We start from the raw sequence: 14,796 nt of genomic DNA on the forward strand, positions 1-14,796 counted from the left end.
ACAAATTCTTTGCACTAGTCTGCACTTTTATTTTGCAATAAACACATGGTGCAAAGGCTATTTCAGGAGCTACATCGAGTAGCAAGAAAACAGTAAATCTGGCCAAGTCCCCAACACCATCGAATCCGACAAAGCAGCAAGCACCGTCTCAGGCAAAGAAGGAAGCAAGTGTAACAACGGCACCACCTGCGAAAGCTAAACAGAATACTAAGGGTACAGGTAAAGATCCTATCAAAGTTAAGTATGGAGATCATTATACTAAAGATGGACGTAGAAAGGTATTAAAGGAGAATGTAGTATATACTACTAAAGAAGGCCATACTTATAAAACAGATAGTAAAGGTCGTATTTTAAGTTGTGAAGGTAACCTTGAACTGGGTAAAGGGAAAAGAAATAATCATGCACAAAAAGTAGCGGGCCGAGAAGATCGTTTGCCAGATGATGAGGGCGGTCATTTGATTGCAAGTATTTTTAAAGGTTCAGGTAGTCTGGATAATCTTGTGCCTATGAATGGTAACCTCAATAAAGGAGAGTGGAAAAAACTAGAGAACATGTGGGCAAAACAGCTAGAAAAAGGAAAGACGGTAGAGGTGAAAATAAAGCCGATTTACAAAGGTGATTCACAAAGACCGGTTAGTTTTGATATAGAATACAAAATTGGCAAGGGCGATTGGCAGCTTAAAGAGTTTGAAAATAAACCTGGAGGTAAGTAGCTATGGATGAAAATAAGTTAGGAAGCATTTATAATAACATTGCTCAGACGGTAATAGAAACCATACAAGAAGAATGGTCAGAGGTTTATGTATACGGTGAAATTACTGAGGATGTACGTACCGCATTCTTTTATTATTATCCTGAGAACGGTAGGACGCCTGTACACAGTCATAATATCCCAGACCTTTACGAAATAGAAAAAGAGGATTATAAGAAATTATGGAGACAATTATTGGATGATTTAAAGGAGCTATGGTACGAATTTAAAAATAATGATCAAGAGCCTTGGACAAATCTTACAATGATTTTCAATAGTGATGGTAAGTTTAAAATTAATTATGATTACGAAGATTTGTCTGAAGCTGACGATTACGAAAGACAAATTATTTGGAAGCACAAGTATCTAAATCTTTTACCAGAGGATGAAGATGATAAAAAATTCTTGGAAGAATATCTAAACAACTTTGAAGGAAATAATACTTAAAAAATTAAGACTAGAATTACAATTTTAGTGACAAGGTCTTACAATACAATAAACACTTGAAAAACTTTCAAAGGCTTATTCCAACTTAAACTATGAGGAGGAATAAGCCTTGTTTGTATGTCCAAAATTAGTAAGAAAATTTCTTATATCCCTCATGTAAAAGAAGCAAAAAATGTTATAGCAGAGAGAACAAAAGGGCTAGATTTAAATGAGCATCCAACTACGCCAAAACAAATGAGTTCTAAGAAAATGAAAGAATTAAAAGATAAAGTTGATAATAGAACTATTACAAAACAAGAGTATGCAGACTACATTTGGAATAAAAAATTTGCTAAAAGAAGGGATAAAGGAGTTAAAGAATTTTGGTATCAAGAACAACAACGATTATTAAATAAGTAGAGTATTAAAACGTTCAGTATCAACTTTATATATTGAATTGTAAACTATGAAGTTGAAAATAAACATATATGTAGATATATTTGCAGTGGAAAGAAAAAAACAGATTGTTTAAAAATAAAGGCTCATAATGGTTGTACTCTCAAGATATCATGTTTTAATACTTAGTTTGTGAAAAAATACGATAACTAGGCGAGATGACATTTTATATGGGAGAGGGGCTTGTGACATGGCATTGACAATAAACTAAAGAGATTGTACAAGCTCGTGGATATAAACAAGGATATAATGGTTTTTAAATCGTATACAGTTAAAGATATCCTTGATTTTGAATTAAAAACTCATGAAGGTTATACCATCAAGGAGTATTAGCGTTATTCTAATATTATGGCAAATTAGAGCGAGAATAGGCGAGATGACATTTTACTTACAAGGACCACTTATGGATGTCATATGGACGAAAAACACGAGATTAATCAAACTAAAGGGTTTAAACGTTCACTTGCCAAGTAGTATAAAAGATGTCATACTGTCGATATAAAAATAACTTATAAAACTTTCAAATATATTAATAAACTTAGAAGATTTATAAACTTAAAGCACTCGATTGTCTATAACAGGCGACAAGTGTTTATTGCAAAATAAAAGTGCAGACTAGTGCAAAGAATTTGTACAGAGTCCTGCACTATTTTTGTCATTTCCGGAGGAATTTTAAATTTAGGTATAAAAGTTTTAGAAGGAGGAGTTGGCTATGACTAGAATCTATATAAAACTAGAATCTGGGAGTTCTAGTAATTTATTAATGACTATCAAGAAACATACAGGTTTAGGTCTTTCAGACATTAAAACTCGTATTAATAATGATAGTCCTCTTATGGAAGTTGATTATGTAAATAATAGTGAGATGGAAAAAATGAAAGATTTAGTCGGAGATTTAATTAAACTCAATGCGAAATTCAAGCTTTTTGAACATGATGAAGATTATAAAGAGGAATTACCTCTTGAACATTTTATAAATAGCTTTGAAATGTCACGACAAATTGAAGAAGATAGAGAAAGAATGGATGACATTTTAGTAGAAGAGGATGAATAAAGATAATAAGGTGCAGGCCACACCGATGTGAATATGAAGAATCTTATAAAGTTAACCTTCAAGAGGTAAAGTAAGTTTAATGGAAAGAATGATAAAATGGTGGTAGTTAGAAATTCTAACTACCACCATTCTTATTATTTAATGTACGGATGATTAAATAGACAACAAAACATCGTAACCAAAGCAAAACAGAATGTAAAAACGGCCATAAAAGATACGAAAAAGGTAATGACAAAGGTCGGCGGAAAAGTGGCCGTTGCGTACACGTCCTTTAAAGAGGGCGGCTACAAAGGGGTAATCTCAGCAGGATTAGACTTCATTCCGATAGTAGGAAATGCGAAAGCATTGGTAGAAGCGGCAATTGGAAGAGATCCGATCACCGGTAGAAAGCTGGAAAGCTGGGAGCGCGGAGCATCAGCCGCTGCTATTTTAGGCGGACCTTTAGTAAAAGGTGTAAAACATGGTGCAAAACTAGGTGCAAAGGCTATTTCAGGAGCTACATCAAGTAGCAAAGCAAAAACTAAAACAGTAAATCTGGCCAAGTCCCCAACACCAACGAATCCGACAAAGCAGCAAGCACCGTCATCACCTGCGAAAACTAATCAAAATACTAAGGGCACGGGTAATGTTCCTAAGGGTTATTATCAAGATGTAAATGGAAAATGGCGCACACCTGACGGGAAATACGCAAGTAACAAAGAAGTCGGGTTACCTGAACCAAGTGGCCTATCTAAACGTTTGGAATATATGGGTAGTACACCTGGAAAAAGCTCGAAAACTGGTAAAGAAGTAATCGAGAGAATGAAAAAAGAAGATCCACCAAAAATTCGTACAAATCGTGATGATGAAACAGAATTTATGGCAAGCGATAATAAATGGTATCCTATAGATCAAGCCGATATGGCTCATTTAACCGATGCAGTCTCATGGTGGAACAATTCAGGTAGATATTATGGAGCGAAGTCCCCAGAGGTTAGAGAGTGGATGTTAAATTCCAAAAATTACAAATTAGATCACTATAGTCTGAATCGATCTGCAGGTGCAAAGTTAAATGAAACTTACTTACCACCAATTAAATAATTAAAGGGAGGAAATTAATATTGGAACTTAACGATCAAGTATATGACCAAATTGTGGAATTATGTAACGCAGGCAATGCTATGGCTGAAAAAGGAATATATGACAAAGCGATAAAGTACTATTCAACTGCGTTGGATTTGGTTCCGTTACCGAAGAATACCTGGGAAACAAGTACATGGATTTATACAGCATTAGGAGATACCTATTTTATGAATATTGACTATGAGAACGCAAAAAGTAATTTATATAATGCATTAAACTGCCCAGATGGTAATTCAAATCCATTCATTTTATTGAGACTTGGAGAGAGTTTATTCGAGTGTGGGGAGCATGATAAAGCTAAGGAATATCTGTTAAGAGCTTATATTCTAGAAGGCTATAAAATCTTTTTTGATGAAGATGATAAATATTTTGAATTGATTAAGGATATAATTTGAGGAGGATAAAAATGGCTATTTTACAATCACCTATTAAAGAAGAGTTTGAAAGACTTTTAGAAATAAGTAATGAACAATTTAATAAAGGTAACTATAATGATTCTATTTTAAACTTAGAGAAAGCTTGGGATATAATACCTAATCCGAAAGGAATTTATTGTGAAGAGAGTTACCATTTAGTAAAGGATATTATTTCCACTTGTTTTATGATAAATGATTTAAAAAAAGCAAAGGTGTGGTCAGAGCAAATTTTTTTAACTGGATTTGCACGTATAGATTCAGGTGATAAGGAATTTATTGCAGGTAAAGTAGCATTTGAATTAAATGATTTAGAAACAGCAAAAGAATTTTTTAGTATTGCCAATAAAAAATCAGAAGGCAGATGTTTCGGTAATCCCCAGAATACTAAGTACCTTAAATTTTTTAAAAGTTAAGGGTGTAGCTAAATGTATTCAAAAAGATTAATTGAAAGTATAAATAAAAGTAAAAGTTAATTGTAAAGTAGAGTGCAAAAATATTATTTATTTGCACTCTATTATATTTGTTACATAAACCTAAGTACTATTATAATCGATAGATAAGTTTGTAATAGATTATAAGGATGTACCACATTCATCATTTTTACGTGTTTATATGACCGGTGAGATTAAATATAAAGTGAAAATGCAGATACATAGCTGAACATATAGCTATGAACTGCACTTACGGATTTTTCCATAATTCTCCCTCTATAAATGTTTTTCTTTCAGATATTCAACCCAACCTAATTCAAAAAAACTCTTTTATACTGATTTTTTCTAAGTAAATAAATTAACTATTGTTTCTGTCTAACTCAATCCTCAAATACTTAAAAACCAATGCAAAACTCTTTCAATCTAAGAGTCTCAACGAAATAAAATGCTTTATTAGAAAAATATTGCATTATCGAGAACATACATGTAATAATACAGAAAAGTAGGGGCGTTGAAATTGGAACGTTCCAATTTTTCAATTTCATGTAGGAGGCATTATTTTGTATAAAACATTACAAATAGATAATCCACAAAGCATAGCGCTTAAAGAAGTGATGACTTCACAATACAAGTTAAAAAATACAGAAGTGCAATTAAAGCCGATTATCGGTGGTATATGTGGTTCAGATGTAAGCGTATACAATGGGAAATTTGCGCATGCAAAATATCCAATTATTCCTGGACATGAGGTTGTTGCAGAAGTGATTGCGAAAGGGCAAGATGTAAAATACGAAATTGGTTCCAAAGTAATTATCGTGCCAAATAGCTTTTGTGATCAATGTGAAAATTGCAAAAGGGGACGTCGCAATATTTGTTTACATAAAGAATCTTTAGGAGTCAACGTAGATGGCGTCTTTTCTTCTCATTTTTGTATCGATACAAAATACGTATTACCAGTACCTGATGGCATTTCATTGGAACGTTCTACTTTAACAGAACCATTCGCAGTTATTATACATGCCATAAAAAAAATAGACATTGAAAAAGGCCAAAGTATTGCGATTATCGGCTGCGGTACCGAAGGAATGCTGGCAGCCTCACTTACGCATTTTTATGGGGGAGTGGTAACGGTCATTGATGTACAGCAACAAAAGCTAGATCATATTCAACAGTCGCAGCCACAATTAAACGTTTGTCTTCCACATCAAGTAGGCAACCAAAAATTTGACTTAGTTATCGAATGTGCAGGTGTGAAAAGTTCGGTGGAACAGGCATTCGATATCGTAAAACCAGGTGGTGAAATTATTTTAATAGGGTTAACCCCTGAAGCAACAATGCCCGTAACAAAGCTTGTAAGAAGTGAAGTTACGATCTATGGATCGATTATTTATGATTTCCCAGAAGATTTTGAGAAGAGTGTTGAAGTTTTGTCAGATCCAAACATGAAAGTAGACCACATTATTAGCAAAATTTATCCTTTAAAGGATTTCAAAAAAGCTTACGAAGATGCATGTTCAGGAAAGTATGGGAAGGTGCTCATTTCCTTTGATGACGAAAACAGATGAAAAGTTGGTGCTGGAATGCAAATGAAAAAACGAAGAATTACCTTGAATGACGTAGCAAAGCATGCTGGTGTATCTCGTTCAACAGCCTCATTAGTTGTTCAAGAAAGTCCAAAAATTAAACCGAGTACGACACAAAAGGTATTAAACTCCATGCGCGAGCTTGGCTATGTGTATGATAGAATGGCTGCCAATATGCGGGCTCAAAAATCGACGACAATTGGAATTATTATAACGGATGTCGGGAACCCGTACTATACGGATCTATTAAAAGCACTACATACCGCGCTTGAAGATGCAGGGTATACCGTGTTTTTAGCAACTACTTACGATGATGAAGATCGCCAAAATTTGCTAATAGGTAGAATGCTCGAACATCGAGTATCTGGCATGATTATATGTCCTGTCTCAAACATTAAAGAAAAATCGATTGAATTAATTAATCATCTTGATATTCCAGTAGTTATGGCGGTGCGAGAAAACTTAGATATTCGACATGATTATATAGGGATTGATTATGAAGAAGGAATGTATTTAGGAACTAAGCACTTACTTGAAAAAGGGCATACGAATATTGCATTTATTGGTGGTCATGCTCATTCTGTTGCATGGCAGCAACGAATGATCGGCTTTAAAAAAGCACTTGAGGAATCCCAAATTGATATAGAGCGTACGACAATTTTAGAAACAGATGTGACAAGAGAGGCTAGTAAATCTGCCGTACTTAATATGTTAGCTACAGGCTATCGACCATCTGCCATTGTTTGCTTTAATGATTTAATTGCGCATGGAGTGATGCTTGGATTAGGACAAGCAGGGATTAAGGTTGGAGAAGACATTGCATTAATTGGATTTGATAATACAAATGAATCTTCTTGGTTTTCACCAGCTTTAACAACTGTCTCTTCATTTCCGAGTGAAATCGGAAATCATGCGGCAGAGCTTTTAAAAAATCGATTAAATAATGAAAATATAGAACGGCAACGAATCATCCTACAGCCAGAACTTGTTGTTCGGGATACATGTAAAGGTGGAGAGTACTATGCAAGCCGTTAGCCCCCAAATGCAATTATTGACGGAAAAAGCTTTTCAATATAACCAGGACACGTCCATATATTGGCTCGGGTCTGCGGGGGTACTCATTAATAGCTATGGCACAACCATCTTAATTGACCCAGATTTAGATCAAATCCAAATAGACGGAATGTATTTTAATCAACGTAATGGAGTGAAAATGTTTCAGCAGGTACCTATTCAAATGGAAGCGGTTCCAATGGTGGATGCCATTTTTTATACACATGCGGATGAAGATCATATTGGTATTGCGAGCTATAAGCAATTAGCGCAAACAGGATCGCCAATTCATTGCACTCAATTTGTTAAAAATCATTTAATCGCCAATGGAATTACTGATAATCAAATATTTGCACATGAAAAATTAGACACGTTTCGCATAAATGATCTCGTAATTGAAATGACGTTAGCCGATCATCCTTGGCATAAAAATAAACCTACTCTTTATGACTACTATTATACGATTGATGACTGCACGGGATATAAAGTTACGACAAAGGACGGTATTATATGGCATCCCGGTGATTCGATTTTATTACCCGAACATTTAAATGAAAGGCCTGTTGACTTATTACTAATTGATTTTTCAAACGACCCTTTTCATTTTGGGAAAGAGGGTGCAGTTCAATTAGCAAATCAACAAATATTAGCCGAATTAATTCCCATTCACTGGGGGACATACGAAAGCGATAAACCTTGTTTTAATGCCAATCCATATGAACTAAAAGATGGAGTAGTAAACAATAAAAGACTTCATATTTTAGGCATTGGTGAGAAATATACGTTAAAGAAATAAAGGAATTCATTTAAAGGTGGTGGTGTTTCCATATCGTTGAAGGAATGTTTCGTGAGCATCAAAATAAAGGGGGATAATGATTGATGAAAAAATGGAAATTAGGATTATCAAGTGTAATTTTAGTAGGTTTGTTAGCGGCATGTGGGGATGACGAGACAATCGAAACAAATGCAGACACGAATGTGGGATCAGATAATAATGCTGGGCAAACTGAAATTGCAAAAGATGCAAAGGTACTGAAATTTGCTTTCTCAGCTGCGGAAGATGCATTTAAACCATTTTATGAAGTAGAGCAAATTATTGAAAGTAAAACAAACGGAGCAATTGATGTTCAATTTTACCCTGGGGGACAACTTGGGGGAGATGTGCAAGCTTTAGAAGGAGTACGATCAGGCACAATCGAAGCATCGGCTATGTCTACAACAATTATTGCATCGTTAAATCCGGAATTTAACATTTATGACGTTCCATTCTTATTTAAATCGTCAGATGTTGCTTATGAAATAATGGATGGCGAAATTGGTGATAAATTATCTGAATCTTTAGAACAATATGACTTAGTGGGGTTAGGTTACTTAGATGCAACATATCGAAACTTAACAAACAATAAAAAAGAAGTTCGAACACCAGATGATCTAAAGGGTTTAAATGTTAGGACATTAGAAAATGCGTTGCAAGTTAAGTTTTGGAAGGAGCTAGGGGCAAATCCTACGGCCATTTCATTCTCAGAGCTTTATAGCGCGTTAGAGTCAAATGTTGTGGAAGGCCAAGAAAATCCATTCAATGTTATTAATTCATCCAAGTTTTTTGAAGTACAAAAATTTATGACACGTACAGAGCATTTATTAATGCCACGATTTGTCGTAGTTTCGGATAAGTTTTGGAATTCATTAACACCTGAAGAGCAAACAATTGTGCAAGAGGCCATCAAAGTTGGAAGTGATAATATGCGTGCAGAAACACTAAATCAACAAGATGCAGCGATTGCGAATATTGAAGCAAACGGGGTGAAAATTACGGAGCTTTCTGATGAAGATCGACAGCAATGGATTGATAAAGCAGCCCCAGTTTACGATGAGTTCAAAAAAGTAATTGGTGAGGAGCTTTATAATCAAGTAATTGAACTCGCAAAATAAAATTTAACGTAGCGCATGTTGATGTTGATGCGCTACGTATCTCTTAAGAGAATCGGAGGCATCAACATGAAGTATGTTTCACGGATGATTGATTTTTTTATGGCAATCTCGTTAGGAATCATGGCGATATTAGTATTTTTAAATGTTGTATTACGTTATGTTTTTAGTTCTGGCATTACGTGGTCAGTTGAGCTTAGCCAAATATTATTTATGGTGCTTGTATTTTTAGGAGCAATCCAAGCCTTTAAGGAAAACTCACATATTAAGGTTGATGTGTTAATTTCAAAAGTTTCACCTGTTTGGCAGAAAATATTAGCTATTTGCAGCAACGTCATTATTCTAATTGTCATTATCATTGTGTTCCAAGGAAGTTTACAGCTAGTGAAGGAAAACAACGTTATGACAACTCCAATTCTAGGTATACCCCAATCATATGTCTACTCGGTAGGGCTTTTCTTAAGCATTTGTATTGCGGTGTTGACAATTGGCAAAACGATTGAAATTTTCAAAAAGACAAACAATCAAGATATGTCGAAGGATTAGCTTGAAAGGAGCATAGCGTATGTCCGTAATTGTTTTTTTAGGGGTATTACTTGGAGCATTAATTATTGGTGTACCAATAGCTTTTGGCTTATTGTTAGCTACAATTTTCTTAATGTTCTATATCGATTCATATAGTGCAACGATTGTAGCGCAAAATTTAATGAAAGGCGCACAAAGTTTCCCGCTAATTGCTGTGCCATTCTTCATTCTAGCTGGTGAAATTATGAATGTAGGGGGGATTGGTAAGCGTTTAGTGGATTTAGGGTTAGCCATTTTCGGTCATGTAAAAGGTGGTCTTGGTTATGTAGTAATTGTAGCAAGTATAATATTTGCCGGATTATCGGGGTCTGCATTAGCTGATGCTGCTGCACTAGGGGCGATTTTGTTACCGATGATGGTGAAAGGTGGATACGATAAAGGGCAATCGATGGGCTTAATTGCTTCAGGATCACTCATTGCTTTATTAATTCCACCGAGTATTTCGTTAATTATGTATGGGGTAATTGCGAATGTATCCATTACTCGCTTATTTATGGCGGGAGTTTTCCCAGGCTTTTTGATGGCAGTTGGGTTGGCGGTTACATGGTTTATTCTCGTAAAACGTAATAAAGAGATTCAAGTTTTACCGAAAAAATCTACTGCGGAAGTTTTTGCAGCAATTAAAGGTTCCATTTGGGCCATTTTCTTACCCGTTATTATTATCGTTGGTTTACGAGGTGGTATTTTTACCGCAACTGAAGCAGCATCGGTCGCAGTATTTTATGCCTTATTTGTAAGCTTAGTTATTTACCGAGAAATGAAACTATCAGATATCGGAAAAGTTTTAGTAAATGCATCAAAAACAACAAGTGTTGTAATTTTCATGGTTGCCGCTGCGATGGCTGGTGCTTGGGTTATTACCATTGCAAATGTTCCACAACAACTCGCTGAACTTTTAGGGCCAATTAATAATCAACCATTACTACTAATTGCATTTGTTATGCTCATCGTCCTATTACTAGGAATGATTATGGATACGGGTCCAATTATTTTAATTATTGTTCCAGTTGTTTTACCAATGCTAGTCGCTGCTGGAGTAGATCCAGTTTACTTTGGGATTTTATTAGTTTTAAATGGAGCAATTGGATTAATTACACCGCCAGTTGGATCCGTCTTGAATGTCTCGCTCAGTGTTTCAAAACTCACAATGGGGCAATTAACAAAGGGGATATGGCCATTCATACTTACATATGTCCTTTTATTAATACTATTAATGCTATTCCCAGAGCTAATAACAGTACCAGCAGACTGGTTAATGAAGTAATAAAAGTATCGTAGTACATGATAAAAGTAGAGGGAGGCTCTAGGATGAATGCTATAAATAACGGTCCATTGACGGGCATAAAAATAGTAGATATTTCAACAATGATTGCAGCGCCTTTCGGGGCGACGCTACTTGCTGATTTAGGCGCTGAAGTCGTAAAAGTAGAGCTACCAAAGAAAGGGGATACCCTTCGAACGGTTGGACCATGGAAGGATGGAGAGGCACTGCGATGGCCAGGGCTTGCTCGCAATAAAAAATCGATTACCTTAAATATTCATAGTGAAAAGGGAAAAGAAATTTTTCTGAAGCTTATAAAAGATATTGATATTTTAATAGAAAATTTTCGCCCAGGTACATTGGAAAAATGGGGTTTAAGCTACGACGTAATGAAGGAAGTTAACCCGAATTTAATAATGGTACGGATTTCTGGCTATGGGCAAACAGGACCTTATGCAAAGAAGGCAGGATTTGGTACTCCATGTACTGCATATAGTGGTCACACATATCTTCAAGGGTATCCAGATCGGCCACCTGTGAGCCCGTCATACTCATTACTTGATTATATTGCAGGTGTATATACAGCCTTCGCTGCGGTTTCAGCCTTATATCATCGTGATGCAACGCCAAATGGAACAGGGCAAGTTGTTGAAATGGGCTTATACGAAGCTATTTTTAGAATGCTAGAGTTTCTAATCGCCGAGTATGATCAAAATGAAAAGATTCGGGAACGCTCTCCTGGATTAGCAGGACATTCGAGCCCAGCTGGTACGTATGAAACAAAAGATGGAAAGTATGTTGTATTAGTTTGCAGTACGGACTCCACGTTTAATCGTTTAGCGGAGGCGATGGGGCGGTTAGATATGTTAAAGAATGAACGCTTTTATACGAATGCTGTTCGCTTGCAAAATGATGAAGAAGTTCAGGCCATTGTGAAAGGATATATTAAAACGCTTACATTGTTGGAATTACAGGCAATTCTAGATAAACATGGTGTGCCTATTAGTCCGATATTAAGCATCGCAGATATTTTCAATGATCCCCATTATAAAGCGCGCCAAAATATTGTGGAAGTAGAGCATCCACGTTTAGGAAAAGTAAAAGTACCTGGTGTAGTTCCTAACTTTTCAAAAACACCTGGATCAATTCGGCATCGTGCACCAGAGCTAGGGGAACATAATGAGGAAATTTATCTTTCACTAGGCTTATCTGAAGAGGAGATTGAACAATTAAAGCAAGAAGAGGTGATTTGATTGTCAAAATTTGATTTGCCCAAAGTAGTTGAAATTTGTGAGGTGGCACCGAGGGATGGATTTCAGGCAGAACATAATTGGATAGCAACAGAAACAAAGCTGGATATTATTCACCAGCTAGCTAATACCGGTATTAAATCGATGGAAATTACATCATTCGTACACCCAAAAGCTATTCCACAATTGCGAGATGCCGAAGAGGTTGTAATACAGGCACGTGAGATTGCAGGTGTCCATTTAAGAGCACTCGTTCCAAATAAACGAGGTGCAGAACGGGCAATTGCAGTCGGCATCCAAAAGCTTAAATTAATGTTATCTGCTACAGACTCACATAGTTTATCCAATGCGAATGCTACCACGGAGGAAGCACAGCGAAAGCTAGAGCCGATAGTAGAGCTTGCTGCAAAGAACAGTATTAAGGTTGGAGGCTCATTATCCGTTGCTTTCGGTTGTCCGTATGAAGGAATTGTGCAAATAGAGAAATTAATACCACTATTAGAACGATACAACGAGATGGGCATTTACGAAGTATCACTAGCAGATACTTCTGGAATGGCAAATCCATATCAAGTAAAAAGTTATTTACGAACATTAAAACAGCTATTTCCAACGACAACTTTTTCATTGCACCTACACAATACTCGAGGGATGGCCTTTGCAAATGCGGTAGCAGCATGGGAAGAAGGAATCGTCCATTTTGATAGTTCTGTTGCAGGGTTAGGGGGGTGTCCTTATGCACCAGGTGCAACAGGTAATATTGCAACCGAAGACTTAGTTCATGGCTTTGAAGAAATGGGTGTGTCAACGGGAATTGATTTATTAAAAATAATTGGGGTTGCTAAAAATGTACAGCAATTGCTTCATAAAACAGATAATAAATCGAGTTATATGTTGCAAGCGGGGCCAAACGCACAATTGAGCGAAAAACCGAAAGGGCAAAATAAAATTTCTCATTAGCAAGAATTGTATCGTTCCAATTTAGCGATTCGTAATGAATTTATATATTGTGAAAAGAAGTTTAATAATTTTGTAGAGGTGACGAAGATGACGCAATTAGCTCGTCCATATGTGGATGGTAGCTGGCTTACTGAAGAAGGTCGCAAGAAAATGGATATTATCAATCCTTACAATAATGAAGTGATTGGTTATCAAATTGAAGTTACATCAGAGGATACAGAACGGGCATTACAGAGTGCTTTTAATGCGCGAAAACAATTAGCGGAAATACCAGTATATGAGCGAGTGAAAGTACTTGAGTGTGCGGCAACATTAATGACTGAGAGAAAAGAATATTTTGCTAAGTTAATCTCATTAGAAGTAGGAAAGCCGTTAAAAAACACACTTGATGAAGTTGCTCGTTCGATCGAAACATTAAAGCTCTCCGCAGAAGCAGCAAAGTACGTCATTGGTGAAACAATAACGGGTGAAGCATCGGAGCGCGGGACGAACTCTCATGCACTTACATTTCGAGTAGCAGTTGGCGTAGTTGCTGCCATTACACCCTTTAATGCCCCGTTAAATTTAATTTGTCATAAAATTGGTCCTTCCTTTGCCGCAGGAAATGCGACTATTTTAAAACCGGCACCGCAAGCAGCGTTAATTGCTTCACAATTTATAGCGCTTTTATTAGAGGCTGGTTTACCTGAAAATGCTGTCCAATTGATATTAGGTGGGGTAGAACCGGGCCAACAAATTGTCCAAGATCATCGGGTGCATGTCGTATCGTTTACAGGTGGCTTAATAGCAGCGAACTATATTGCAAAAGAAGCGGGATTGAAAAGGCAGTTATTTGAACTAGGTGGCAATGCTGCGACGATTGTAGATGAAGATGCAGATATCGATCGGGCTGTGACAATGTGTGCACAAACGGGCTTTAGCAACTCAGGGCAAAGTTGTATATCAGTACAACGAATTTATGTACATGAACGATGTCTAACTCAATTTACTGAAAAATTAGTAGAGAAAGTGGAACAGCTAAAATGCGGAGATCCATTAGATCCTACTTCAGATGTAGGGACAGTCGTCAATGAAGCAACTGCACATCGAATTATGGAGTGGATAGAAGAAGCTAAAAATATGGGGGCTAGCATTTTAACAGGTGGTATTCAAAAAGGGGCACATATACAACCTACTGTTCTGTTAAATCCACCAAAAACCGCGAAAGTTGTTTGTGGAGAAGTCTTTGGACCAGTCGTTAGTATAATTCCGATTTCTTCATTTGAAGAGGGGGTTGCCGAAGCGAATGATTCGGACTTTGGTTTACAGGTCGGTCTTTTCACTAATAATTTTCAGCATATTCTACAAGCTTCTAAACAATTAGAAGCAGGAGGCATTGTAGTGAATGGTACATCCAATTATCGATTAGATCACTGGCCATATGGAGGCATAAAAAAGAGTGGAATTGGTCGAGAAGGTCCACGTTTTGCGATTCAGGAAATGACCGAAATGAAAATGATTGTAATTCGAACTTAAGGAG

General features: G+C 36.4%; 16 protein-coding genes. All 16 read left to right on the forward strand.

Translation table 11 applies throughout. The features are described from left to right. Window positions 1–230: 230 nt before the first annotated feature. The 16 genes from MKZ17_RS08575 (at window position 231) to MKZ17_RS08650 (ending at window position 14,792) form a co-directional block, all read left to right on the forward strand. Window positions 231–713: a DNA/RNA non-specific endonuclease gene (locus tag MKZ17_RS08575; protein WP_340725525.1), complete on the forward strand. Its 483-nt coding sequence runs from the start codon at window positions 231–233 to the stop codon at window positions 711–713. Window positions 714–715: 2 nt separating this feature from the next. Next, the gene (locus MKZ17_RS08580) at window positions 716–1,198 is read left to right on the forward strand and encodes an antitoxin YezG family protein (protein ID WP_107897757.1); all 483 of its coding nucleotides are present in this window, start codon (window positions 716–718) and stop codon (window positions 1,196–1,198) included. Between the two features lie 117 nt (window positions 1,199–1,315). Beyond that, the gene (locus MKZ17_RS08585) at window positions 1,316–1,597 is read left to right on the forward strand and encodes a hypothetical protein (protein WP_340723323.1); all 282 of its coding nucleotides are present in this window, start codon (window positions 1,316–1,318) and stop codon (window positions 1,595–1,597) included. Between the two features lie 748 nt (window positions 1,598–2,345). Then, a complete protein-coding gene (locus MKZ17_RS08590; RefSeq protein WP_340723324.1) occupies window positions 2,346–2,687 on the forward strand; it encodes a hypothetical protein in 342 nt (113 codons plus the stop codon). 228 nt (window positions 2,688–2,915) lie between these two features. Further along, window positions 2,916–3,767: a pre-toxin TG domain-containing protein gene (locus MKZ17_RS08595; protein ID WP_340723325.1), complete on the forward strand. Its 852-nt coding sequence runs from the start codon at window positions 2,916–2,918 to the stop codon at window positions 3,765–3,767. Between the two features lie 20 nt (window positions 3,768–3,787). Then, window positions 3,788–4,204, forward strand: coding sequence for a tetratricopeptide repeat protein (locus MKZ17_RS08600; RefSeq protein WP_340723326.1), 417 nt, complete (start codon window positions 3,788–3,790; stop codon window positions 4,202–4,204). Window positions 4,205–4,215: 11 nt separating this feature from the next. Continuing rightward, window positions 4,216–4,638: a hypothetical protein gene (locus tag MKZ17_RS08605; protein ID WP_340723327.1), complete on the forward strand. Its 423-nt coding sequence runs from the start codon at window positions 4,216–4,218 to the stop codon at window positions 4,636–4,638. Between the two features lie 578 nt (window positions 4,639–5,216). Further along, window positions 5,217–6,221, forward strand: a complete 1,005-nt coding sequence (locus MKZ17_RS08610) for a zinc-dependent alcohol dehydrogenase (protein WP_340723328.1) — start codon at window positions 5,217–5,219, stop codon at window positions 6,219–6,221. Window positions 6,222–6,242: 21 nt separating this feature from the next. Then, window positions 6,243–7,274: a LacI family DNA-binding transcriptional regulator gene (locus MKZ17_RS08615; protein ID WP_340723329.1), complete on the forward strand. Its 1,032-nt coding sequence runs from the start codon at window positions 6,243–6,245 to the stop codon at window positions 7,272–7,274. Next, entirely contained in the window at window positions 7,261–8,088 is an 828-nt protein-coding gene (locus tag MKZ17_RS08620) for an MBL fold metallo-hydrolase (RefSeq protein ID WP_340723330.1), read from the forward strand. The genes MKZ17_RS08615 and MKZ17_RS08620 overlap by 14 nt, the downstream gene beginning before the upstream one ends. Before the next feature lie 83 nt (window positions 8,089–8,171). Then, entirely contained in the window at window positions 8,172–9,224 is a 1,053-nt protein-coding gene (locus tag MKZ17_RS08625; protein ID WP_340723331.1) for a TRAP transporter substrate-binding protein, read from the forward strand. Window positions 9,225–9,290: 66 nt separating this feature from the next. After that, entirely contained in the window at window positions 9,291–9,767 is a 477-nt protein-coding gene (locus MKZ17_RS08630; protein WP_340723332.1) for a TRAP transporter small permease, read from the forward strand. A gap of 19 nt (window positions 9,768–9,786) precedes the next feature. After that, on the forward strand, window positions 9,787–11,070 hold the full coding sequence (locus MKZ17_RS08635) for a TRAP transporter large permease (RefSeq protein WP_340723333.1): 1,284 nt from the start codon (window positions 9,787–9,789) through the stop codon (window positions 11,068–11,070). Window positions 11,071–11,114: 44 nt separating this feature from the next. After that, a complete protein-coding gene (locus MKZ17_RS08640; RefSeq protein WP_340723334.1) occupies window positions 11,115–12,320 on the forward strand; it encodes a CaiB/BaiF CoA transferase family protein in 1,206 nt (401 codons plus the stop codon). Next, window positions 12,321–13,277 carry a hydroxymethylglutaryl-CoA lyase gene (locus MKZ17_RS08645; protein WP_340723335.1) on the forward strand — a complete coding sequence of 319 codons (957 nt, stop codon included), beginning with the start codon at window positions 12,321–12,323 and terminating at the stop codon, window positions 13,275–13,277. It abuts the gene before it with no gap. Window positions 13,278–13,364: 87 nt separating this feature from the next. Further along, the gene (locus MKZ17_RS08650; RefSeq protein WP_340723336.1) at window positions 13,365–14,792 is read left to right on the forward strand and encodes an aldehyde dehydrogenase family protein; all 1,428 of its coding nucleotides are present in this window, start codon (window positions 13,365–13,367) and stop codon (window positions 14,790–14,792) included. Window positions 14,793–14,796: the final 4 nt, after the last annotated feature.

It is taken from the genome of Solibacillus sp. FSL R7-0682, from assembly GCF_038005985.1.
In the GTDB taxonomy this organism is placed as follows: Bacteria; Bacillota; Bacilli; order Bacillales_A; family Planococcaceae; genus Solibacillus.

Excerpts from the sequence above, each read along its gene's own strand:
- MKZ17_RS08620 (WP_340723330.1), top strand. The coding sequence starts at position 7,261 with ATGCAAGCCGTTAGCCCCCAAATGCAATTATTGACGGAAAAAGCTTTT.
- MKZ17_RS08650 (WP_340723336.1), top strand. The coding sequence starts at position 13,365 with ATGACGCAATTAGCTCGTCCATATGTGGATGGTAGCTGGCTTACTGAA.
- MKZ17_RS08605 (WP_340723327.1), top strand. The coding sequence starts at position 4,216 with ATGGCTATTTTACAATCACCTATTAAAGAAGAGTTTGAAAGACTTTTA.
- MKZ17_RS08635 (WP_340723333.1), top strand. The coding sequence starts at position 9,787 with ATGTCCGTAATTGTTTTTTTAGGGGTATTACTTGGAGCATTAATTATT.
- MKZ17_RS08595 (WP_340723325.1), top strand. The coding sequence starts at position 2,916 with ATGACAAAGGTCGGCGGAAAAGTGGCCGTTGCGTACACGTCCTTTAAA.
- MKZ17_RS08590 (WP_340723324.1), top strand. The coding sequence starts at position 2,346 with ATGACTAGAATCTATATAAAACTAGAATCTGGGAGTTCTAGTAATTTA.
- MKZ17_RS08640 (WP_340723334.1), top strand. The coding sequence starts at position 11,115 with ATGAATGCTATAAATAACGGTCCATTGACGGGCATAAAAATAGTAGAT.
- MKZ17_RS08585 (WP_340723323.1), top strand. The coding sequence starts at position 1,316 with ATGTCCAAAATTAGTAAGAAAATTTCTTATATCCCTCATGTAAAAGAA.
- MKZ17_RS08630 (WP_340723332.1), top strand. The coding sequence starts at position 9,291 with ATGAAGTATGTTTCACGGATGATTGATTTTTTTATGGCAATCTCGTTA.
- MKZ17_RS08625 (WP_340723331.1), top strand. The coding sequence starts at position 8,172 with ATGAAAAAATGGAAATTAGGATTATCAAGTGTAATTTTAGTAGGTTTG.
- MKZ17_RS08580 (WP_107897757.1), top strand. The coding sequence starts at position 716 with ATGGATGAAAATAAGTTAGGAAGCATTTATAATAACATTGCTCAGACG.
- MKZ17_RS08615 (WP_340723329.1), top strand. The coding sequence starts at position 6,243 with ATGAAAAAACGAAGAATTACCTTGAATGACGTAGCAAAGCATGCTGGT.